The sequence below is a fragment of the Rhizobium sp. BIGb0125 genome (assembly GCF_024810055.1).
In the GTDB taxonomy this organism is placed as follows: Bacteria; Pseudomonadota; Alphaproteobacteria; order Rhizobiales; family Rhizobiaceae; genus Agrobacterium.
In genome coordinates this window covers 341,733-364,020 of the sequence record NZ_JANUDV010000002.1, presented here as the reverse complement: position 1 = coordinate 364,020, position 22,288 = coordinate 341,733, and the positions used below count along the sequence as shown (strand labels likewise).

The window sequence follows — 22,288 nt, the reverse complement described above, 5'->3', positions numbered from 1 at the left end:
GCCGCACGCTGTCAGCGTCAACATCTGTTTGTGTTTTTTTTAGCAAGCAGATGACGAGGAGATCGTCATTCTGCGCCATTTTCGTGAAAATGATTATAAACCTGCCGGGCAACCGCCTCGGAAATGCCGGTTACATTCATCAGGTCGTTGAGACCGGCCCGTGAAACGGCTTTTGCCGTACCGAAGTGCTGCAAAAGCGCGCGTTTGCGGCCCGGGCCAATACCGCTGATTTCATCCAGCGGATTCTTGATCATTTCTTTCTTGCGGCGTGCCCGGTGGGAGCCGATGGCAAAACGGTGCGCTTCATCGCGCATGCGCTGGATGAAGTAGAGAACCGGATCGCGTGGTGGCAGGGAAAAGTCGCTGCGACCGTCGGCGAAAAAACGCTCTCGGCCGGCATCACGGTCGACACCCTTGGCAACACCGATGGCTGTGACGCAATCGCGGATATCAAGTTCATCCAGAATACCACGAACCGCGGACATCTGGCCTTGGCCACCATCGATCAGGATAACGTCCGGCCATGCGGGGAAAGGCATGTCAGCGGCATCCTCGGTTGACGTTACCTGGTTGCGGTCCGGTTTGCCTTCCTCTTTCAACAGGCGTGAAAACCGGCGGGTCATCACCTCGCGCATCATGCCAAAATCATCGCCGGGCGTGATGTCCGTCGATTTGATGTTGAATTTGCGATACTGGTTCTTCACGAAACCTTCCGGTCCCGCCACCACCATGCCGCCAACAGCATTGGTGCCCATGATATGGGAGTTATCGTAGATTTCGATACGGCGTGGCACATAAGACAGGTTGAAGGTGTCTGCAAAACCTTTCAGCAAGCGCTCCTGAGAGGACGTTTCGGCCAGCTTGCGGCCATGCGCTTCACGTGCATTGCCCAGTACGTGGTCAACGATATCCTTTTTCTCACCGCGTTGCGGCACCGAGATCGTGACCTTGTGGTTGGCCTTTTCGCCAAGTGCTGCCGCCAGCAGTTCCTGTTCTTCCACTGTCTCGGAAAGCAGGATTTGCCTTGGCACCGGCTTGTCGTCGTAAAACTGCGCTAGAAACGCGTTGAGGACCTCCGAAGGCGGCAAAGAAGGATCGGCTTTCGGAAAATAGGCGCGGTTACCCCAGTTCTGTCCGGTGCGGAAAAAGAACACCTGGATACAGGAAATGCCACCTTCGTGATGAATGGCAAACACGTCAGCTTCTTCAATGCCAGCCGGGTTGATGCCCTGATGGCTCTGCACATGGCTTAGGGCTGCTAGCCTGTCGCGGTAGACGGCAGCGCGCTCGAAATCCAGATCTTCCGCCGCTTCGTTCATCTGCCGGGCAATCGCGGTCTTTACACTTTGGCTTTTGCCCGAAAGGAAGTCTTTGGCTTCCTGAACAAGTTCTGCATACCCCGCATCGCTGACTTCATGCGTGCAGGGGCCGGAACATCGTTTGATTTGGTAAAGCAGACAGGGGCGGGTGCGCGTTTCAAACACACTGTCTGTGCAGGTGCGGATAAGAAACGCCCGTTGCAACGAGTTGATGGTGCGTCCAACCGCACCGGCCGATGCAAATGGCCCGAAATAATCGCCTTTACGGGCGCGCGCGCCACGATGTTTGAAGATCGCAGGGGCGCGATTGTCAGCCGTAATCAGAATGTAGGGAAACGACTTGTCGTCGCGCAGCAGCACGTTGAACCGTGGGCGCAGACGTTTGATGAGGTTTGCTTCCAGCAGCAGAGCCTCGGTTTCCGTGCGGGTGGTGACAAACTCCATATTCACCGTCAGCCGCACCATTTGGCCAATTCGGTTGGAGTGGAAGCGGCCCTGGGCGTAATTGCCGACACGCTTTTTCAGCGAACGCGCCTTGCCGACGTAAAGCACGTCGCCTGCGTCGTTGAACATGCGATAAACGCCCGGCCGGTTCGGCAGGTGTTTCACAAACTCGGCAATCAGGTCCATGCCCTTCAGGCCAGTTTCATTTTTCCATCCGGCAGACCAGTCAATGGATGCGCCAACGCTTGCGACTTCGCTCTCAGGGGACGAAGCAATGGCGTCATCTTCATCATCGTCGGTTTCATCGAAGAGAATGCCGCCCTCGGGCAGCTTCTGTCCGTTCATTCAGGTATCTCCGCCACGTCAGGGGTTTCCCAAGCGAGGTGTTGCCCGCCATCAAGGGCGATCATCTGCCCGGTGATAGACGGTGTGTCAAAAAGAAAACGAACCGTGCGGCCGAATTCATCCGGCTGCGGTCCTCTCTTTAATATAAGGCCGTCGATCTGCGCCTGAAAGTCCTGTGGTCGCTGTCTTTCACTTCTAAATGACGGACCAGGGCCAATGGCATTTACCCGCACGCGTGGTGCAAAGGCCTGCGCCATGGTCTGCGTTGCTGTCCAAAGTGCAGATTTAGACAAGGTATAAGAATAAAAGCGTGGATTGAGTGCCCAGACGCGCTGGTCAATAATGTTGACGATCAGCCCGTTCATGTCCTGCGGCAACTGGTGCATCAATCCGGCTGCCAGAATGGACGGCGCACGGACATGAACGGCAAAATGTGCGTCAAATGTCGCCGAATCGAATGTATCAGCCGAGTCGCTTCGGAAAATCGAGGCGTTATTGATGAGAATTCCGATAGGACCAAGCGCATTACTGGCCTTTTCCATCAAATCGGATGTCGAGGCGATATCGGCGAGGTCTGCCGCAAAAGCCTGCGCTTTGCCACCGTTGCGCCTTATTGTATTAGCGAACTCTTCTGCTTCGTGTATGGAAGAGCGTGCATGGACAGCAATAGCGAAGCCGTGAGCCGCCATATCTTCGGCAATTGCCCGCCCAAGTCGTCTGGAAGCGCCGGTGATCAAGACTGTTTTGGGTATTTTTTCCATCGAAACCGGCTTTATATCTGCATCTAAGTATATAGGAAGACGATATAAATCAAATTTCGAAGCCCTGTACAGCGCCGTTTCGGGTTATACAGGAATAGGGTTTTAAGTATATTTGGCGTTTATTTTAAATAAATACATGTAAAAATCGACTGTTCTGAATTTAATGAAGTGTTATCCTTAACAAAAATTCGTTGTATTTTAGCAACGTCAAACTTCAGTCACTGCCGCGCCACAAAGAATTCACAGTTTGGCTTTTTGATCTCCTCATTCACCCATCATTTTCAATTTCCAGAAGGGCAGGGAACCTAACTGTTTTTAACCGCGTTGAGACTTTGGTTTAGCGCACAATGCGGTGGTGAAAAGGAGAATGACATGCGTATTTTTGTTGCAACTCTTATGGCTTCCACGATGGCAGCAGGAGCTTTCTCGGCAGCCAAGGCGGCTGACGCGGTCAACGAAGTTCCACAGGCACCAGTTGCTTATGAGCAGCCAGCACCGGTTTCCGATTGGTCCGGCGCTTACGTTGGTGGTACCGTAAACTATGATTGGGGCCGCTTTAGCAGCAGCAACGACGGTCGCGATGCCAAGGGCTTCGGCGGCGGTCTGTACGGCGGTTACAACTGGCAGAATGGCCAGATCGTCTACGGTGCAGAAGCAGACATCGGCCTCGGCGATGAAAGCGGTTCTGCTGGTGCAGTTGGCACCGGTCTTTCCGGCAAGCAGGGCGTAAACGGCTCGCTGCGTGCTCGCGTTGGTTACGATATGAACCCATTCCTGATCTACGGTACGGGTGGTCTCGCAATCTCCGAGAACAAGCTGCGTGACGCAACGTCCAGCGACAGCGCAACAGCACTCGGCTACACCGTTGGTGCAGGTGTTGAAGCTCTCGTAACCGACAACATCACAGCTCGTCTTGAGTACCGTTACTCTGACTACGCTAAGAAGGACTACACACTTGATTCTGGTTCCTTCTCCCGTGGTTACGACGACCACAGCGTTAAGGTCGGTATCGGCGTGAAGTTCTAATCTGCGGAAACGCGATTAAAAGAAAACCGGGGCCAACAGCCCCGGTTTTTTATGCGCTTTTATTGGATGCAAACCGTGCAATAAAAAGAGCAGAGAGGCGGGCCTCTCTGCTCTTCTTGCATTTCGGTTTTAATTACGCCGGTGTCTTCATCTCGGCATAGTCCTTGAAGCGCTTGCCGAATTTGTCTGGCCAGGCGGCCAGGTCTTCGCGGCCGGTTGCCCATTCGCCCGCAAAACGCAGGTCGAGATAACCGATCATCGCGGCAAGCGCGAAATGGCCGCCATTCAGCTTCTTACCTGTTTTGGGCAGGTTGGCGTTGAGATAGTCAAGCGCGCGGGTAACTTTGCTCCACTGCTTGTCGATCCATGGCTGGTGGATTTTTTCTTCCGGACGGAAACGGCGCTCGTAAACAATGGCGAGCAGACAATCCATTACGCCGTCGCACAGTGCTTCGAGGATTTCCGCATCGGCGCGTTTTTGATGTTTTTTTGGATAGAGTTTTCCAAGCGAAAGTCTGTCGAGATAATGCATGATGGCGACGCTGTCATAAACCGAATTCCCGTCATCCAATAGCAAGGTTGGGATTTTACCAAGCGGATTATTGTCGATCAGCGTCGCCGGTTCGGCATTGGTATCGACGCTGACGTCCTTGATGCCGAGATTAAGATAGCGGGCAGCCATACGCACCTTGGCGGAATAGGGAGAGGCGGGGGAATAAAGCAGTTCCATGGATGTTTCCTATCGGATGGGGGGAATGGTCATTTGTTTTGTCTGGCAGCCTTGCCTGTCGACTTGCTGACAGGCGCGAAACTGCAAATCCTGGGTGAGGCAGATGCGGACCTCTTCAAAACGTCCGCCGTCGCAGCTGATTGAGATACCCTGTTGGCTCATGCGCGGATTGGCGGCAATGAACGCCTTCTCCAGCCCGTCGGCAGAGATTGTTTGATTGTTCTGGCCTTGTGAAATCGTCTGCGGCAACTTTACCGCGTCGAAGGCAGCCCGTGTGGTAGCAAAATAGTCCTTTTGCGAATGCCCGGAGCAGGAACCGTGTTTACGCCACTGGTGACCGATCAGCCCCATTGACGGCATGATGTCGAACATCGATCTGCCCAGCGCATCGGGAACGCGTTCTGGCTCGCTGCTTGAACAAAACTGCGGGTAGCCATTCTCATTTTGTGGCCACAGGCCATGCACCACAAAACCATAACGGCGGTTGGTGCCGCATTGCTGACGGTTGCCCGCGCCTTCGGAACTCGCGCAGTAACTGGGCGACCATGACAGGGACAGCACGTAAAAATCAAAATCTGTGGACTTGGGCAGGGTGCGTGTCGGCGTGCCAACTGGTGCGGTGCTGGTTGTCTGCGTGTTGTTACCAGTCTTAATTTGGGGTGAAGGCGCTGCCGGTTTTTGAGGAGCAGGCGCTTCCTCACGAAAGAAAACTGCCGCGGCCACCGCCATCACGCCAAGCGCGATTATGCCTGCATATTGTTTCATGGGCAGCAAGGACGTTCGTAGGCATGAGGCATAGGGCAATTACCTGAATGGATAACTGAAATGTGTTTCAACTTTATATCAGCTTTACACCCCAGAAAAACGGGGCCATCGCGCATTTTCTGGAGGGATTTCAACTATTGTTTGATACGATAAACGCGATGGTAAAGGTTGAAAGTTTATTCAGATAACGACTAAAGTTGGACGAATCTTTTAATTCGTTGGCGTGCGGAAAGATGAAAAGGCTGTGCAGCCTTTTGTCGTCTCGTCGCGTTATTCATCAGTGATCACGCTGATGGATAGGATGGAGTGTGAACAAGGCAGTGACGCTGCCGGGAGGAACGAGCGGGCATGTGCGTATGAAAGTGAAGAAATATCTATGGCCGGTCGTCGGCCTCGCGACGATAGGGTTCTCGATATGGCTGCTTTACCATGAAGTACGCGGATTATCGCTTGATGATGTCTGGGACAGCCTAACAGCGATTTCGTGGAAAGGCTGGTCGCTTTCTGCACTTTCAACACTTCTGGCCTACGCCGCCCTTGCCGGATATGACCGGATCGCCTTGCAGCATCTTGGCCGTAAAGTGAACCTTCTTTTTATTACACTGACCTCGTTCACCACTTACGCCTTGTCGCACAATGTCGGTGCGTCGGTGTTCTCAGGCGCTGTGGTGCGGTACCGCGCTTATACGTCGAAAGGTCTCAGTGGCACGGAAGTGGGTATTCTGGTGGCCATGTGCTCCTTTACCTTTTTCTTCGGCACAATGTTCCTGACCGGTCTGGTGCTGGTTTATGAACCAGACATCACCGAACGCTTCGGTGACCTGCTGCCGGTTGGTGCTTCAAGGACAACTGGCTGCATATTGTTGGTGCTTTGCGGCATCTATGTCGCCGGAAGTCTGCTGAGACCACGCCCTCTAAAAATTGGAAGCCGTGTGTTTCCCTATCCGGCCCCGCCCTTGGTCGCACAACAGCTTATCATCGGTCCGCTGGAGTTGATCGGTGCGGCTGGCATTATCTATTTTGCGTTGCCGGAAGCCGGTAACCCCGGCTACATGGTTATTCTCGGCATCTTCCTGGTGTCTTTTTCTGCGGCCTTGATTTCCCATGCCCCGGGTGGCCTTGGCGTGCTCGAACTGTTGTTCGTCACCGGCCTGCCGGATATGAACCCGGCAGATGTCATTGCTGCTCTTCTGGTGTTCCGCCTGTTTTACCTGATCATCCCCTTGGTCATGGGGCTGATCGTCATTCTGCTGTTTGAACGGGCAAAATTGTCCGAGCCGGACGAACCGTCTACGAGTGGCTGACACCACGCGGCCGGCGAGGTTTCAGGCCTCGCCGCGCAACCAGAACGCACGCTGGGACGCATAACGATCCTGCGCCATGATGGTTTTCAACACAGGCAATAACGTGTGCAACTCATCTTTCAGGGTGAAGGGTGGGTTGACGATGATAAGGCCGGACCCGCTCAATCCCTCTTCGCGGTCGCTACGCACGGAAAGTTCGGCACACAGCATCTTTGGAATTTCGAGCGCTTGCAATTGCTCGTGAAAGTCCTTGATCGGTGCGCCTTTTTTGATGGGATACCACAGGCAATAGGTGCCTGTTGCAAAACGTCGGTAAGCTTTGGCAAGGCCATCCACCAGACGCTCATATTCACCGGCTATCTCAAAGGGTGGGTCGACCAGAATGAGGCCGCGCTTTTCCTTAGGTGGCAGGTGGGCGCCTAACGCCAGCCAGCCATCCAGCTCGGTAACACGAACCTGAAAATCCCCTTCGAACTGGCGCGATAATGCTCGGGCGTCGTCCGGATGCAGTTCCATGGCGGACAACCGGTCCTGCGGGCGCAACAAGAGGCGGGTCAGCTTGGGTGATCCGGGATAAAGCTTGACGCCACCATCGGGGTTCAGTTCCCGGACGGCGGAGAGGTAAGGTTCCAAGAGATCGGCGACAGGGGCGGCAAGCTCCGCCTGCATGAGCTTGCCAATGCCGGTCTGCCATTCGCCTGTCTTCTGCGCCTCTTCGGAGGACAGGTCATAAAGCCCGATACCGGCATGGGTATCCAGAACCCGGAAAGCCTTGTCCTTGTTCTGCTGGTAACGAACCAGCCGCGCCAGAACCGCGTGTTTGAGAACATCGGCAAAATTGCCTGCGTGATAGATATGGCGGTAATTCATGCGTGCCGATGCCTTTTATGAATAATCTTGATGATGGTCAGTTGGCACTTTTGGCCGCTTCACACTTGCAATATAGAAAACTGATGAACGTTGCGACCCAGATTTCACCCAAATCCACCACCGGACACACTGTTTGTCCGCATGACTGTCCCTCCGCTTGCGCTCTTGAGGTGGATATCACCTCTGAAGGGCGTATTGGCCGTGTGCGCGGAGCCAATAGCAACACCTATACCGCAGGTGTCATCTGCGCAAAAGTGGCCCGCTATTCCGAACGGATTTATCATCCCGGCCGACTGTTGACCCCAAAGCGCCGTAAGGGTGCGAAAGGGGCGGGTGACTGGCAGGAAATAAGCTGGGATGACGCACTGGATGAAATTGCCAATGCCTTTGTAAAGGCAGAAGCCGTACATGGTTCGGAAGCCGTTTGGCCTTATTTTTATGCTGGCACCATGGGGCAGGTGCAGCGCGACAGCATTGAGCGCTTGCGCCATGCCAAACGCTATTCCGGATTTTTCGGCACTATCTGTACCAATACCGCCTGGACCGGTTATGTGATGGGCACCGGCGCATTGCGTGGGCCGGATCCTCGCGAGATGGCCAAGGCCGATGTCGTTGTGATCTGGGGCACCAATGCGGTTGCCACACAGATCAATGTCATGACCCATGCGGTCAAGGCACGCAAGGAACGCGGTGCCAAGATCGTCGTCGTCGATATCTACGACAATCCGACCATGAAACAGGCCGATCTGGGGCTGGTGCTGAAACCCGGCACTGATGCGGCGCTCGCCTGTGCTGTCATGCATATCGCATTTCGTGACGGGTATGCGGACCGTGCCTATATGGCTAAATTTGCCGATGATCCCGCCGGGCTCGAAGCCCACTTGCAAAGCAAAACACCACAATGGGCCTCGCAAATCACTGGCCTGTCCGTCGAGGAGATCGAGGCCTTTGCGCGGCTGGTCGGCACGACCAAAAAGAGCTTCTTCCGTCTTGGCTATGGGTTCTCCCGCCAGCGCAATGGCGCAGTTGCAATGCATGCGGCGCTGTCCATCGCAACTGTGCTCGGCTCCTGGCAGTATGAAGGCGGCGGGGCATTTCACAACAATGGTGAAATCTTCCGTCTCGACAAATCCGAATTGATGGGCACGGCCTATGCTGATCCGGATATTCGCCAGCTTGACCAGTCTCAGATTGGCCGTGTGCTGACCGGCGATGCCGCAGCGCTTCGCAATGGTGGGCCTGTGACGGCAATGCTGATACAGAACACCAATCCGATCAATGTCACGCCGGAACAGCGGTTGGTGAAGCAGGGCTTCCTGCGGGACGACCTGTTTGTTGCGGTGCATGAGCAGTTCATGACGGAAACGGCTGAGGTCGCCGACATCGTGCTGCCCGCCACCATGTTCCTAGAACATGATGATATCTACCGCGCCGGAGGACAGAACCACATCACCCTTGGTCCCAAGCTGGTGGAGCCGCCTGAAACGGTGCGCGCCAACCTGTATGTCATCGAGGAACTGGCCAAGCGCCTCGGCGTCAGCCATATGCCGGGTTTTGGCCTGACGGCACGTGAACATGTTGACCGCATTCTGTCGGCCAGTGGCTGGCCGGGTTTTGACGCTCTGTTGGAAGACAAGTGGATTGATGCGCAGCCACCCTTTGAGGTCGCCCATTATCTGCAGGGCTTTGGTCATGCGGATGGAAAATTCCGTTTCCGCCCTGATTGGCGCAACGGTCCGTCACCGGACAAGCCACCAGAGAATGTTGGCCTGATGGGGCCTGTGGACCAGTTGCCACTGTTTCCCGATCAGGTTGATGTGATCGAGACGGCCGATGCCGAACACCCGTTCCGGCTTGCCACGTCGCCGGCGCGTAACTTCCTCAACTCGACCTTCAGCGAAACCAAGACATCGCTGCAAAAGGAAGGTCGTCCGGAAGTGATGATCTGTCCTGAGGATGCCGAGACCTTTGCTATTGCCGATGGCGATGTGGTGCGCATTGGCAATAAACGCGGCGAAGTCCGGCTTCACGCCAAGATCGTCGCCGGTGCGCGCGTGGGCGTGCTGATCGCTGAAGGGCTGTGGCCAAACAAGGCACATCTCGACGGCGAGGGCATCAATGTGCTGACTGGTGCGGATTCGCCAGCCCCCTATGGTGGTGCGGCATTCCACGACAACAAGGTCTGGCTTCGCAAGGAGTAACGTCCGGCTTGTCTTGCGGACGCCATGAGGATGGTAAAAAACGGTGTTACGCATCGGCTTCTAGTGCGATGAGACATGCTGATTGTCTTGTGTCGTGACGTGACGAGCGAAATTGGAAATGGAGATGAGTGTGGATAATCAGGTGAATAGCGGTTCTCTGGCAGCCAATGATGATGGCCGGATTACGCTGGTTGAAAAACAAACCGTCTGGAAACGCTTCGTGCATATGCAAACACTGGTGTTTGACCAGAAAATGCCTGATGGCCGGGTCATCCGCATTGATCGTGAAGTCCATGATCATGGCAGTGCTGCCGCCATTCTTCTGTATGATCCGGCACGCAACATGGTTGTGTTTGTGCGCCAATTCCGTCCGGCGGTGTTCATGAATGGTGAACCCGCCTTCTTGCTGGAAGTGCCAGCAGGCCTGCTGGATGACGACAATGCCGAAGATGCCATTCGCCGGGAGGCAATGGAAGAAAGCGGTTATGCGGTCGAGAGCGTCAAATATCTGTTCGATATGTATGCCAGCCCCGGCACGCTGACGGAAAAGGTCAGCCTGTTTTTCGGCAGGATCGATCTGGATATCAAGGCAGGTGAGGGCGGTGGGCTCGACAGCGAAGGCGAAGACTTGGAAGTCATCGCCCTGTCGCTCGACGATGCCTTTGCGATGATTTCCACGGGCGAAATCACCGACGCAAAGACAATCATCCTGCTGCAATGGGCAATGCTGAACCGGCAGACGCTGTAAAGGCGAATAGCCTAAACCTCGGCGGCTCGCGGCTTCAAGCGGAAATGATAAAGGAGGTGGCGTCTGTGGCGCCGCTTTCGCAGATTGCGTTGCCGCCTTCCATGCGCACCTTGCCTTCGGCGAGACGCTTCAGCGCAAGCGGATAAAGCTGGTGTTCAACAGTCAGCACTCGGGTTGCAAGGCTTTCGGCGGTATCATCCGCCAGAACGGGAACCGCAGCCTGGCCGATCACCGGACCTTCATCCATACCCTCAGTCACAAAATGCACTGTGCAGCCGGTAATCTTTGCACCGGATGCAATTGCGCGATCATGCGTATGCAGGCCGGGGAAAAGCGGCAGTAGCGATGGATGGATATTGATGATGCGGCCTTCATAGGGCGCGATAAAGTCACCCGAAATCAAGCGCATGTAACCCGCAAGGCAGATGATATCAGGATTGATGTCAGCCAGCGCCGCCAAAATGGCGCTCTCATGCTCTGCCTTGCTGGCAAAGGATTTGCGCTCGAAGGCAAGGGTGGCAATGCCAAGTGCCCCGGCTTTTTCCAGACCGCCAGCCGACGCCTTGTCGGAGATTACGCAGGCAATCTCCGCTGGAAAAGATGGATCCTCGCATGCCTTAACCAGCGCCAGCATATTGGAACCGCCGCCGGAAATAAAAACCACAACCCGTTTTTTGCGGGCAGGCGAGGACTGGTTACTCATAGACCAAGCGTACCCTTGTAAACCGTGCCATGATCACCCTCGTTACGGGCAATCATACGGCCAAGCGGAAATACGGTTTCGCCTTCTGCGGTCAGCGCGTCGGTCACCTTCTGGGCGTTTTCAGCCGAGACGACAACAATCATGCCAACGCCGCAGTTGAAGGTGCGCAGCATTTCATTGGCTGCAACGCCGCCGGTCTTGGCAAGCCATGAGAAGACCTGGGGTACCTTGATCGAACCGAGGTCGATTTCTGCGGCGAGGTGCTTTGGCAGAACGCGCGGAATGTTCTCCGGAAAGCCACCGCCGGTGATGTGTGCTAGTGCCTTCAATGCGCCGGTTTCGCGGATCGCCTTGAGAAGTGGCTTCACATAGATGCGGGTTGGGGTCAGCAGGGCTTCACCCAGCTTCTTGTCTTCTGCGAATGGTGCAGGTGCACTCCACTCGAGACCAGACAGCGACACGATCTTGCGCACCAGCGAAAAGCCATTGGAGTGAACGCCCGAGGAAGAGAGGCCCAGAATGACGTCGCCTTCGGCAATGTCGCCGACTGGCAGCAGCTGGCCACGCTCGGCTGCGCCAACTGCAAAGCCGGCCAGATCGTAATCACCATCGGAATACATGCCAGGCATTTCAGCGGTTTCACCACCGATCAGCGCACAGCCGGATTCACGGCAACCGGCCGCAATGCCGGATACGATGGCAGCGCCCTGATCGGGGTCCAGCTTGCCTGTTGCGAAGTAGTCGAGGAAGAACAGTGGCTCGGCGCCCTGTACGACAAGATCGTTGACGCACATGGCAACGAGGTCGATACCAACCGTGTCATGATAATCTGCGTCGATAGCAATCTTCAGCTTGGTGCCGACGCCGTCATTGGCCGCAACCAGAACCGGATCCTTGAAGCCTGCGGCCTTGAGATCGAAGAGACCGCCGAAGCCGCCAATTTCACCATCAGCGCCGGGGCGGCGCGTCGAGCGAACAGCAGGCTTGATTTTCTCGACCATCAGGTTTCCGGCGTCGATATCCACGCCTGCATCGCTGTAGGTAAGACCGTTCTTGCCGGACTGGCTCATGGCTGTTGTCTCCGCTATCGCCTTTTGGCGTGCCCTTCGCATGAGCGAGGGTGTTATGCAAGAGTAACCAGGGCCTCTGTCCCGCTTTTTCACGGGTTTGACCACGTTTTCCTCACTTCTGCCTGTTCGCTGTGGCCTTAAACCCGATCAAGTCTTGACCGTTCCGGTAGGTGCATCCTATCTCCTGATGAAATGCAAAGGCGATTGCGCCACAAGGGACCGACGATGCAACCTCATATCAGTGGCACAAATTTGCGACGCCAGGTGTTTTTCTGGATCGGCGCGCTTGCGATCTTTGTGATCTTTTTGACGGTGTTCAGTTCCATCCTTCTGCCATTCGTTGCAGGCATGGCGCTGGCCTATTTTCTTGATCCGGTTGCCGACTGGCTGGAGCGTCGCGGTTTGAGCCGTATGATGGCGACAGTGGTCATTCTGATTACCTTTGTGCTGTTGTTTGCCCTGTCGCTGATCATCATCATTCCGGTGGTCGTGGCGCAGGCCTCTGATTTCATCACCCGTATTCCCGGCTATATCTCGTCTCTGCAGCAGCTTGTCGCTGGCACCGGTTCGACAATCCTGCCGGATTGGGTGGCTGCACAGGTCGAATCCATCCGTGAAAACTTCTCCAAGCTGCTGGCAGAGGGCGCCGGTTTTATTGGCACGCTGCTGACGCAGATATGGAACTCCGGCAAATCTCTATTGGACGTCGTGTCGCTGCTGGTGGTGACACCTGTTGTTGCCTTCTATCTGCTGCTGGACTGGGATCGCATGATCAAGAAGGTCGACAGCTGGATACCACGCGACCATGTGCAGACCGTGCGCCAGATCGCCAGCGACATGGACACCACCATTGCCGGTTTCGTGCGCGGGCAGGGCTCCATGTGCCTTATCCTCGCCATCTATTATGCCGTAGGCCTTTCTCTGGCCGGCCTGAATTTCGGCCTGCTGATCGGTTTTGCAACGGGCATGCTCAGCTTCATTCCTTATGTTGGTGCGACGCTGTGCCTGCTGATTGCCGGCGGCGTGGCCCTCGTACAGTTCGGTGCGGATTACGTGTCGATTGCCATTGTTCTCGGCGTGTATTTCACTGGCCAGTTCATGGAAGGCAATGTTCTCCAGCCTAAACTGGTGGGTGGCAGCGTGGGCCTTCATCCGGTATGGTTGATGTTCGCACTTTTTGCTTTCGGTGCGATGTTTGGTTTCGTCGGTCTGCTGATTGCGGTGCCGGCGGCAGCGGCGGTGGGCGTACTCGTGCGGTTTGCCCTGTCGCGATATCTTGAAAGCGATTTATACCACGGACGTGCGCAAGCTTTGCCTTGGGAGGGGCAAAAGGATGAAGCAGCCGTCAAGACGATCACACAGAGCCAGAAATGAACGACCCACAAAATCCTGACCGGGCCCGGCCAAAAGCCGAGCAGCTTCCACTCGTCTTTTCTCATGTCACGGCGTCCAGCCGCGATGACTTGCTGGTGTCTGCGCCCTTGAATGCTGCCGTATCAATTGTCGATGCATGGCCGAACTGGCCGTCGCCGGTGGTGATTCTGGCCGGCCCTATCGGTTCTGGAAAATCGCACCTTGCCAATATCTGGCGGGAAAAGAGCGGTGCCACCGACATTCATCCCATTGCAGGTAGCCAAGCCGCCCGCAAGGCCGAAACCGGTCCGGTAATATTTGAAGATGCTGATCGCAACGGTTTTGATGACACGGAACTGTTCCATGTCATCAACAGTGTCCGGGAAAACGGCACATCACTGTTGATCACCACCCGGCTTTGGCCATCTGCCTGGCCGGTCACGCTGCCAGATCTGCGCTCGCGCCTCAAGGCGGCGACCGTGGTGGAAATCGGTGAGCCGGACGAGGACCTTCTCGCACAGGTTTTGATGAAGCTTTTTGCTGATCGTCAGCTTTACATGGATGACAAAATCATCAGCTATATCGTGGCGCGAATGGAACGTTCACTGGATGCGGCGCAGACGGTGGTGGAGAAACTGGACAGGCTGGCGCTTGCCCGTGGTATCCGCATCACTCGAGCCCTGGCCGCAGAGGTTTTGAACGAACCAGGCAATGACATGGATGATGATTGACTGTCACAGTTCCGTCGTCAAACTGTTATAATGGCAGAACAATGTTTTACGGGTGGAGTTGTTGATGGATTCGGCAGTACAGGACAGTCACGAACAGGGCATTACAGAAGCTCCTCAGCGTAGCCCTTTGTGGGACAGCCCTGAGCGGTTTATCAACCGCGAATTTTCCTGGTTGCAGTTCAACCGCCGCGTTCTCGAAGAAACGCTGAACGTCGCGCATCCTCTGCTGGAGCGTTTGCGGTTTCTCTCGATTTCCGCCGCCAATCTCGATGAATTTTTCATGGTGCGCGTCGCCGGGCTTGAGGCACAGGTGCGCCAGTCTATCACTGTCAGGACGCCGGATGGAAAGACACCAGCTGAACAGCTCGAAGACATCCTGAAAGAAATCGACAACCTGCAGATGGAGCAGCAGGCGTCGCTTGCTGTTCTGCAGCAGTATCTTGCCAAGGAAGATATCTACATCGTGCGCCCTGCCGCACTGGCTGATGAGGATCGCCTCTGGCTTGAGACAGAGTTCGAGGAAAGAATCTTTGCGGTTCTGACGCCTCTTTGCATCGACCCTGCGCACCCGTTCCCGTTCATTCCGAACCTTGGTTTCTCCATGGTTCTGCAGCTCGAAAGCCTGCATGGCCGTGAACCGATGACCGGCCTTCTGCGCCTGCCGCCAGCACTCGACCGCTTCATCCGTCTGCCGGATGAAGGTAACACCATTCGCTACATCACGCTGGAAGATGTGGTTGGGCTGTTCATAAACAGGCTTTACCCCGGTTATGCCGTCAAGGGTTTTGGTACCTTCCGCCTGATCCGTGACAGCGATCTTGAAGTTGAAGAAGAAGCCGAAGATCTGGTTCGCTATTTCGAAAGCGCTCTGAAGCGCCGTCGTCGCGGCTCGGTTATCCGTATCGAGACCGACAGCGAAATGCCGCAATACCTGCGTCAGTTCGTGGTCCACGAACTCGGTGTGCCGGAAAATCGCGTCGCCGTTCTGCCCGGCCTTCTGGCGTTGAATACGATTTCCGAAATCGTCAAGGCACCGCGCGACGAGCTGAAGTTCGAGGCTTACAATGCCCGCTTCCCGGAGCGTGTGCGTGAACATGCCGGTGATTGCCTGGCCGCGATCCGCGAAAAGGACATGGTTGTTCACCACCCCTACGAATCCTTCGACGTCGTGGCGCAGTTCCTGTTGCAGGCCGCCCGCGACCCGGATGTTCTGGCTATCAAGCAGACACTGTACCGTACCTCCAACGACAGCCCGATCGTTCGTGCTCTGATCGATGCGGCCGAAGCCGGCAAGTCGGTGACGGCGCTTGTCGAATTGAAGGCGCGCTTCGATGAAGAAGCAAACATCCGTTGGGCGCGCGATCTTGAGCGCGCTGGCGTTCAGGTGGTGTTTGGCTTTATCGAACTGAAAACGCATGCCAAGATGTCGATGGTCGTTCGCCGTGAAGACGGCAAGCTGCGCACCTATTGCCACCTTGGAACGGGCAACTACCACCCGATTACCGCCAAAATCTACACCGATCTTTCCTTCTTCACCTGCAACCCGAAGATCGCCCACGACATGGCGAATATCTTCAACTTCATCACCGGGTATGGTGAGCCGGAAGAGGGCATGAAGCTGGCGGTTTCGCCCTACACGTTGCGCCCACGCATCATCAAGCACATCAATGATGAAATCCAGCACGCCAAGAATGGCGCGCCGGCCGCCATCTGGATGAAGATGAATTCGCTCGTTGATCCTGAAATCATTGATGCGCTTTACCGTGCAAGTGAAGCAGGCGTTGAAGTTGATCTGGTGATCCGTGGCATCTGCTGCCTGCGTCCGCAGGTTGCCGGCCTTTCGGAAAACATCCGCGTCAAATCGATCGTTGGACGCTTCCTGGAACACAGCCGCATCTTCTGCTTCGGCAACGGGTATGGCCTGCCTTCGGAAAAGGCGCTCGTCTATATCGGCTCCGCCGATATGATGCCGCGCAATCTTGACAGACGTGTTGAAACGCTGGTGCCGTTGGTTAACCCAACGGTGCATGAGCAAGTTCTTTCACAGATCATGCTGGGTAACCTGATTGACAACCAGCAAAGCTACGAGATACTTGCCGACGGAACGTCTAGGCGCATTGAGGTGCGCAAGGGCGAGGAACCGTTCAACGCGCAGCACTACTTCATGACCAATCCCAGCCTTTCCGGACGTGGTGAAGCCTTGAAATCCAGTGCGCCAAAACTGATTGCGGGTCTTATCTCGGCTCGCAAGAAACAGGCTGAATGACAAGATCAGAAGCACAGGGGCGGCTTACCGGCATCGCCCCCGTTTCCGTCATCGATATTGGTTCGAACTCTGTTCGTCTCGTCGTTTATGAAGGGTTGTCCCGTGCACCGGCAGTACTTTTTAACGAAAAAGTACTGTGCGGTCTGGGTAAGGGGCTGGCGCTTACCGGTCGTATGGACGACGAAGGGGTAAACCGCGCGCTCGCGTCGCTGCGTCGTTTCCGTGCGTTGTCAGAACAGGCCCAGGCCCACAAACTCTACGTGCTGGCAACCGCTGCCGCGCGTGAAGCCAGCAACGGACCTGATTTCATCCGTGCTGCCGAAGAAATACTGGACTGCGAGATTGAAGTTCTATCTGGCGAAAAAGAAGCGCTCTATTCGGCATACGGCATCATCAGCGGTTTTTATGACCCCGATGGCATTGCCGGTGACCTTGGCGGCGGTTCGCTTGAACTGATCGATATCAAGGGCAAATCCTGCGGGCAGGGCATTACCTTGCCGCTCGGTGGTATCAGGTTGTCCGAGACATCTGGAAGCTCGCTTGAAAAGGCCGCTACCTTTGCCAAGAAACAGATCAAGACCGCCAAGCTGCTCGCCAAGGGCGAGGGCCGTACCTTCTACGCGGTTGGCGGGACATGGCGCAGTATTGCCAAGCTGCACATGGAAATTCGCCAGTACCCGCTGCACATGATGCAGGGTTACGAAGTGCCGTTGCAGGAAATGCTGGCATTTCTCGATGACGTCATCACGGCCAAGGATTCGAAAGATCCGGCATGGCAGGCGGTCTCAAAAAGCCGCCGTTCGCTTTTGCCCTACGGTGCCATCGCCATGCGTGAAGTGCTGGAAGCGATGAAACCTTCCAAAGTGGTGTTTTCTGCTCAGGGCGTGCGCGAAGGTTATCTCTATTCGCTGCTCAGCGAAGAGGATCAGGATACCGATCCGCTGCTGGTCTCTGCCGATGAGCTTGCCATTCTGCGTGCACGTTCGCCCGAACATGCCCGTGAGCTGGAAGACTGGAGCGGTCGGACTATACCGGTCTTCGGCATTGAGGAAACGGTGGAAGAAAGCCGCTACCGGCGTGCCGCCTGCCTTCTGGCCGATATCAGCTGGCGCGCACATCCGGATTATCGCGGTTTGCAGGCCGTCAACATCATCGCCCACTCCTCCTTTGTTGGCATCAGCCATCCCGGCCGCGCCTATATCGCACTTGCCAACTACTACCGCTTCGAAGGCCTCAATGATGACGGCACGACCAAGCCGTTGACGGCGATTGCCGGTGACCGCCTTTCGGAACTGGCCAAGCTGGTGGGTGGCATGTTGCGTGTGGTCTACTTGTTCTCTGCCTCCATGCCCGGTGTGATTGATCACCTGCGTTTCCGCGTTTCGGAAAACCCGGATGTCGATCTGGAGTTCGTGGTGCCGCATGGCTATTGCGATTTTGCCGGTGAACGGCTTGAAGGCCGTTTGCAGCAGCTGGCAAAACTAACCGGCAAGAAGCTGGCTTTCGTTTTCGAATAAAATCAGAAGCGCTGCCGATATCCCGGCAGCGCTTCTGTTTGTCTTAGTTACTTGGCATCCAGCAGGTCTTTGACCTCAAGCAGAACGAATTCATTGTCGTCTGCCTTGTCGAGTGCACGACCGGCCGAGAAGGGCAGGTTGTTGTCATTGCCAACGATGATGTGTGTCGCGTCAACGCGGTCAACATTCTCGATGGTAACGAACGGCATGTCATAGAAACCTTCGCCGCCACCCTGACGCTTCTTGTTGTCCGGATCGGAAATCTTCAGCAGGTCGATGTAACCGATCTTGCGGGCAGCCTTGCCAACATTGGTATCGTTGAACTCGATTTTGTAGATGCGCTTGACCTTTGACGGAACGGCAAAGCAGTTAGTCTCAGGCTTCTTCGGGTCGGCGCAGGCCTTGTCGGCAGTACCGGCACCATTGTCACGCTCAATAACCAGAGCGGTGGTTTCGTCGAGCATGTTGAAGTCGCCGATCGCTTCGCCACCTTCGGCCAGCGGGTAAAGCCATGTGCGGCCTGTCCAGGACTTCGAGGCAACATCCAGCTCGATGATACGAAGGCCGGTTGCTCCGTCTTCGGTTTTTTCCACCTGGCCATCAGCGGTGTAGAGTGGGCCTTCCAGCATGCCGTACAGCTTGGAGCCGTCCTTGGACATGGCCATGCCTTCATAACCGCCTGAACGCTTCAGGTTGAAAGCAGGCATTTTCTGTGTCGGGTTACCCGGCAGGGTCAGGGTCGGATGGTCAGGCGACTTCACGTCGATCTCGCCAGCCTTGGTGGCGATGACATCGGTCAGCTTGCCGTCACGGGAGAACTTCAGGATATAAGGTCCGAATTCTTCACCAATCCAGAAACCGTCTGCAACAGGCTGGATGGACTCAACGTCAAAATCAGCGCCGGTCAGGTAACGCTTGTCGGAACCTTCCATGACGATTGGGAAGGGAGCCTTTCTGTCCGGGTCGGACAGGAACACGGTTCCAAGCGCATTCACCTTGCCTGCATCCCAATCGAAGGAAAGGTGGTGCAACATCAGCATGGAATCGCTGGAGTTGATCTTCGAACCGAAACCATTGTCGGAAAGGCTCCAGAAGGTGCCATCTTCCATCGCCTTGATGCCGGAAAAACCCTGCATGGCCTGACCGTTGAACGGCATGGAAAGGCCGGTTGGCCGCACGCCGTCCATGCCCGGAACCGTGTTAAGACCTTCAGCGCGCTTGCGGTCTGCTGTCGTGAACTTGGCAGATGTCTTGAGATGTTCAGGCGCATCTGCCGGTGCTGGGATAATGGTATTGGCAGGCAGAATGGCATGCGAAACGAGCTTGGCAGGGAATTCTTTTTCGGCGGCAATTGCCGAGAAGCCGGAGATCGCAAAAATAGCAACAGAAGTAAGAAGTATTTTGGTCATTAAATTCACCTGTCGGTTTGCACTAAAACTATGCTGTGTCGGGTACGCAGAGTTTGTGAAACTGAAGTGATGGGTGATTGAAGCTTTGGTGAAAGTTTTATGATGGCAACGTTATCATCGCCAAATGATGCGCTTTTAGTAAGCTGCTGGTTCTTTTAATAAAATTTATGACTTCACCAACGAGCAGACACCCAGTGTCTGGCCGCGGCCCTTCACGGCATGTTCGCCCAGATACTCGCTTTTGATGCCCTTTGGCAGCAAAAGGCGGTGAATGAGATCGGACGAGATCAGGATCGGGTGGCCAAGCATCTTGCTGAGGGATTCAAGACGGGCGGTGGTATTCACCGTGTCTCCGAAATAGGTGATCTTGTGATGGTCGACACCGATTTCAGCCGTGATGACAGGACCGCCATGCAGGGCAAAGCGCAACTTTGGCATGACGCCGAAGGTCTTCATCCAGAAGTCCTGCCGTCTTTCGATAGCGACCAGAATGTCGAAGACACATTTGATGCAGGCTGACTTCTTGATGGCATCCTGAAACGGCCATGTGATGATGGCGGCATCGCCGATGTAATCATCAATCGCCCCGTTATGCCGACGCACGGGTGCGGCATAGGTGGCGAAGATCTCGCGTAGGAATTCCTGCGCTTTCATATCGCCATGGGTTTCGGCAAATGTCGTGGAGCCAACAAGGTCGATAAAGATGAAAACGCGCTCTTCGCGCACGGGACGGCGATAACGGCCCAGCAGCAGATCCGTAAAAATGTCGCGGCCGAGCAGTTCTCTCACCCGCATCACGAAGACGATGATGCTGCAAACGATGCCTGTGAAAATCAACGTCTGCGGTTCGGCATGAACCGCGCGTTGCCAGTCGACCTTCAAAATGCCGGTTGCCCAAAGCAATGTTCCTCCCACGGCAAATCCGCAGAAAACCAGAACCGCATAGACGATCAGGCCTATTGCTATGTAGGCCGGCGTTGGCAGGAAACTGATGCGGTGCGAAAGCCGGGGCAGGATGTAGCCGCGCTCAAAGGCAAGAATAGGCGCACAGGCAAAGAGTGCATAGGTCGCGCCGATGAACGGACCGCCACCATATTCCAGAAAGGCATATGCGACGCCGCTGCCGGCAACTGCCAAAAACAGCAGCAGGTAGTCCAGCATTAAAAGGAGCTTTCGCATATGGTTCCGATACTTTCGATGAATTGCAGCCGCCGTCGAGGTCGGCGCGTTGGCTGCCTAGACTGCAACCGAGACTTTAATGTGGAAATCGATTTGCCAAAAGTGACGATTTGGAAAGGTGTTTCAAACGCTTTTTCACTGTTGCCGGATTGCACGTTTGGCGGGCTATCTTGGCCGGTTGGGCAATGACGACAAGACGTTTAACCCGTTTACTGGAAATGGCTCGCGCCTTTAAATCCGGTCTCCTCAGAGGCCGGATGGAAAAAGGGCGACGAGGAGACAGTCGATATTATTCAGTCGGCAGTTCGACCGCTTCAACCTTCTTGCCGGCAAAACGCAAGGCTACACCGCCATTGATGAGCTTCAATGCCACATCACCGAACAGTTCCTTGCGCCAGCCCGAGAGAGCGGCAACCTGGGCCTTTTCACCTTCGGAGGCAATCCTGTCGAGGTCATCGCTGTTGGCGATGATCTTGGCAGCGACGCCGTGCTTGTCTGCCGTCAGTTTCAATAGAACCTTGAGGAGTTCAACGGCGGCTCCTGAGCCTTCCGGCGAGTGGCTGTGACGTGGCGCTTGTGGCATCTCGGTCTTCGGCAGGGCAAGAGCGGCGTTAACGGTTTCGATGATGGCGGTGCCCGACGACGAGCGCTCCCAACCCTTTGGAATGGTGCGCAGGCGCGACAATGCCTCGCTATCCTTGGGCTGTTGCTGGGCAATCTCGAAAATCGCATCGTCTTTCAGAACGCGCGAACGCGGCACATTGCGGCTGCGCGCTTCACGCTCACGCCATGCGGCCACAAATTTGAGAATGGCAAGTTCGGTTGGCTTGCGCAGGCGCGACTTCAGACGCAACCATGCATCGTCAGGATGCAACTCATAGGTATCGCGCGACTCGAGGATGTTCATTTCCTCGGTCAGCCACAGCGAGCGGCCTTCGCGCTCAAGCTTGGCTTTCAGCGCCAGATAGACGTCGCGCAGATGGGTCACGTCGGCCAGCGCATAGTCCAGCTGCTTTTCGGACAGCGGACGACGGCTCCAGTCGGTGAAGCGCGACGACTTGTCGATCTGAACGGATTTGATTTTCTGGACAAGCTGGTCGTAGGAGATCGAGTCGCCGAAACCGCACACCATCGCGGCAACCTGCGTGTCGAAGATCGGGTGTGGAATAAGTCCACCAAGATGGTGGATGATTTCGATGTCCTGGCGGGCGGCATGGAAAACCTTCACCACATCAGGGTTTGCCATCAGTTCGAACAGCGGCGAAAGGTCGATGTCTTTCGCCATCGGGTCGACCAGCACTTCCAGTGTTGGGCTCGCCATTTGAACAAGACACAATTCAGGCCAGAATGTCGTCTCTCGCAGAAATTCCGTATCGATTGTGATGAAGTCCGATTTTGCAAGTTCCTTGCAGGCGTCGGCAAGTGCTGCTGTCGTTTCGATCATGTTCTTCTGGCCAGTACTGTAACGTATGCGTCTTACTTTCCCTTTGAGCACCGTATGTCAATACAAACTCGCCATTTCCCAGCCTTTGAGGGGCTGTTTTCCA

18 protein-coding genes are annotated in these 22,288 nt (G+C 55.3%); 8 read left to right on the top strand and 10 right to left on the bottom strand.

The genetic code is table 11. The features are described from left to right. Positions 1 to 65 precede the first annotated feature (65 nt). Both uvrC and M2418_RS05745 read right to left on the bottom strand, forming a co-directional pair. A complete protein-coding gene (gene uvrC / locus M2418_RS05750) occupies positions 66 to 2,108 on the bottom strand; it encodes an excinuclease ABC subunit UvrC (protein WP_259145389.1) in 2,043 nt (680 codons plus the stop codon). Next, entirely contained in the window at positions 2,105 to 2,869 is a 765-nt protein-coding gene (locus M2418_RS05745; RefSeq protein WP_259145388.1) for an SDR family oxidoreductase, read from the bottom strand. Before M2418_RS05745 ends, uvrC begins: the two co-directional genes overlap by 4 nt. A 372-nt stretch (positions 2,870 to 3,241) precedes the next feature. Between M2418_RS05745 and M2418_RS05740 the strand changes: the two genes are divergently transcribed. Then, entirely contained in the window at positions 3,242 to 3,895 is a 654-nt protein-coding gene (locus tag M2418_RS05740) for an outer membrane protein (protein WP_192487462.1), read from the top strand. A gap of 133 nt (positions 3,896 to 4,028) precedes the next feature. Here M2418_RS05740 and M2418_RS05735 read toward each other — a convergent pair whose 3' ends face one another. Both M2418_RS05735 and M2418_RS05730 read right to left on the bottom strand, forming a co-directional pair. Continuing rightward, complete coding sequence (locus M2418_RS05735; protein ID WP_259145387.1) at positions 4,029 to 4,625, bottom strand: glutathione S-transferase; 597 nt, start codon at positions 4,623 to 4,625, stop codon at positions 4,029 to 4,031. Positions 4,626 to 4,634: 9 nt separating this feature from the next. Next, positions 4,635 to 5,390: a ribonuclease T2 family protein gene (locus M2418_RS05730; protein WP_259145895.1), complete on the bottom strand. Its 756-nt coding sequence runs from the start codon at positions 5,388 to 5,390 to the stop codon at positions 4,635 to 4,637. A gap of 356 nt (positions 5,391 to 5,746) precedes the next feature. Here M2418_RS05730 and M2418_RS05725 point away from each other — a divergent pair, with 356 nt between their 5' ends. Then, positions 5,747 to 6,694, top strand: a complete 948-nt coding sequence (locus M2418_RS05725) for a lysylphosphatidylglycerol synthase domain-containing protein (protein WP_250983238.1) — start codon at positions 5,747 to 5,749, stop codon at positions 6,692 to 6,694. Between the two features lie 21 nt (positions 6,695 to 6,715). Here M2418_RS05725 and M2418_RS05720 read toward each other — a convergent pair whose 3' ends face one another. Further along, entirely contained in the window at positions 6,716 to 7,564 is an 849-nt protein-coding gene (locus M2418_RS05720; RefSeq protein ID WP_259145386.1) for a 23S rRNA (adenine(2030)-N(6))-methyltransferase RlmJ, read from the bottom strand. A gap of 8 nt (positions 7,565 to 7,572) precedes the next feature. Here M2418_RS05720 and M2418_RS05715 point away from each other — a divergent pair, with 8 nt between their 5' ends. Together M2418_RS05715 and M2418_RS05710 are read left to right on the top strand one after the other, a co-directional pair. Then, on the top strand, positions 7,573 to 9,765 hold the full coding sequence (locus tag M2418_RS05715) for a molybdopterin oxidoreductase family protein (RefSeq protein ID WP_405049391.1): 2,193 nt from the start codon (positions 7,573 to 7,575) through the stop codon (positions 9,763 to 9,765). 124 nt (positions 9,766 to 9,889) lie between these two features. Then, on the top strand, positions 9,890 to 10,513 hold the full coding sequence (locus tag M2418_RS05710; RefSeq protein ID WP_259145384.1) for an NUDIX domain-containing protein: 624 nt from the start codon (positions 9,890 to 9,892) through the stop codon (positions 10,511 to 10,513). A gap of 34 nt (positions 10,514 to 10,547) precedes the next feature. Here the strand turns inward: M2418_RS05710 and purN are convergent, their stop codons facing one another. Both purN and purM read right to left on the bottom strand, forming a co-directional pair. Further along, positions 10,548 to 11,216: a phosphoribosylglycinamide formyltransferase gene (purN, locus tag M2418_RS05705; RefSeq protein ID WP_259145383.1), complete on the bottom strand. Its 669-nt coding sequence runs from the start codon at positions 11,214 to 11,216 to the stop codon at positions 10,548 to 10,550. After that, positions 11,213 to 12,286: a phosphoribosylformylglycinamidine cyclo-ligase gene (gene purM / locus M2418_RS05700; RefSeq protein WP_259145378.1), complete on the bottom strand. Its 1,074-nt coding sequence runs from the start codon at positions 12,284 to 12,286 to the stop codon at positions 11,213 to 11,215. The genes purN and purM overlap by 4 nt, the downstream gene beginning before the upstream one ends. 225 nt (positions 12,287 to 12,511) lie before the next feature. Between purM and M2418_RS05695 the strand changes: the two genes are divergently transcribed. From M2418_RS05695 to ppx, 4 genes are all read left to right on the top strand, one after another. Then, positions 12,512 to 13,660: an AI-2E family transporter gene (locus M2418_RS05695; protein WP_192487470.1), complete on the top strand. Its 1,149-nt coding sequence runs from the start codon at positions 12,512 to 12,514 to the stop codon at positions 13,658 to 13,660. After that, positions 13,657 to 14,370, top strand: a complete 714-nt coding sequence (hdaA, locus tag M2418_RS05690) for a DnaA regulatory inactivator HdaA (protein ID WP_250982925.1) — start codon at positions 13,657 to 13,659, stop codon at positions 14,368 to 14,370. Before M2418_RS05695 ends, hdaA begins: the two co-directional genes overlap by 4 nt. A gap of 64 nt (positions 14,371 to 14,434) precedes the next feature. Then, the gene (locus tag M2418_RS05685) at positions 14,435 to 16,636 is read left to right on the top strand and encodes an RNA degradosome polyphosphate kinase (protein ID WP_259145376.1); all 2,202 of its coding nucleotides are present in this window, start codon (positions 14,435 to 14,437) and stop codon (positions 16,634 to 16,636) included. Beyond that, positions 16,633 to 18,153 (top strand): exopolyphosphatase, encoded by a 1,521-nt coding sequence (ppx, locus tag M2418_RS05680; RefSeq protein WP_259145375.1) that lies wholly within the window; start codon positions 16,633 to 16,635, stop codon positions 18,151 to 18,153. Before M2418_RS05685 ends, ppx begins: the two co-directional genes overlap by 4 nt. A gap of 47 nt (positions 18,154 to 18,200) precedes the next feature. Here ppx and M2418_RS05675 read toward each other — a convergent pair whose 3' ends face one another. From M2418_RS05675 to rnd, 3 genes are all read right to left on the bottom strand, one after another. Further along, positions 18,201 to 19,562 (bottom strand): esterase-like activity of phytase family protein, encoded by a 1,362-nt coding sequence (locus M2418_RS05675; RefSeq protein WP_259145370.1) that lies wholly within the window; start codon positions 19,560 to 19,562, stop codon positions 18,201 to 18,203. A 165-nt stretch (positions 19,563 to 19,727) separates the two neighbouring features. After that, positions 19,728 to 20,741, bottom strand: a complete 1,014-nt coding sequence (locus tag M2418_RS05670; protein ID WP_259145369.1) for an adenylate/guanylate cyclase domain-containing protein — start codon at positions 20,739 to 20,741, stop codon at positions 19,728 to 19,730. A gap of 289 nt (positions 20,742 to 21,030) precedes the next feature. After that, positions 21,031 to 22,185: a ribonuclease D gene (gene rnd / locus M2418_RS05665; protein ID WP_250982920.1), complete on the bottom strand. Its 1,155-nt coding sequence runs from the start codon at positions 22,183 to 22,185 to the stop codon at positions 21,031 to 21,033. Positions 22,186 to 22,288: the final 103 nt, after the last annotated feature.